Source organism: Homoserinimonas sp. OAct 916 (genome assembly GCF_003260275.1).
In the GTDB taxonomy this organism is placed as follows: domain Bacteria; phylum Actinomycetota; class Actinomycetes; order Actinomycetales; family Microbacteriaceae; genus OACT-916.
The window spans coordinates 1-411 of sequence record NZ_QJHB01000059.1 but is presented as its reverse complement, the minus strand read 5'-3'; the positions used below and the strand labels follow the sequence as shown (position 1 = coordinate 411).

At 65.0% G+C, this 411-nt stretch carries 1 protein-coding gene; it reads right to left on the bottom strand.

From position 1 onward, the window contains the following. On the bottom strand, positions 1-379 hold a 379-nt coding region (locus tag DL891_RS16680), incomplete at its 3' end, for a CNNM domain-containing protein (RefSeq protein ID WP_232819245.1). Positions 380-411: the final 32 nt, after the last annotated feature.

Below are 411 nucleotides of genomic sequence, written 5' to 3'. Positions count from 1 at the left end.
GGAGCAGGCCGTTGGAGAGCGCGTTGACCAGCCACACCAGCGGATAGAGCAGCTTGAGCAGCGGCTCCAGCACCAGTGATGAGGGGTAGGCGATGCGCTCGGGCTTGATCGCCGCGTAGGTCTTGGGGCTGACCTCGGCGAAGATGAGGATCACGATGGTCAGGATCAGCGGGGCGACCGCGGGGCCGGTGACTTCGCCGAAGAAATGGATGGCGAGCACGGTGGCGATGGCGGCCGCCAGGTTGTTGACCAGGTTGTTGCCGATCAGAATCACGCCGATCAGGCGATCCGGGCGTGCCAGCAGCCGCAGGACCCGGCGAGCCCGGCTATCGCCGCTGCTGGCCTCGTGGTTCAGCCGGTAGCGGTTGATCGACATCATGCCGGTCTCGGAGCTCGAGAAGAATGCAGAAA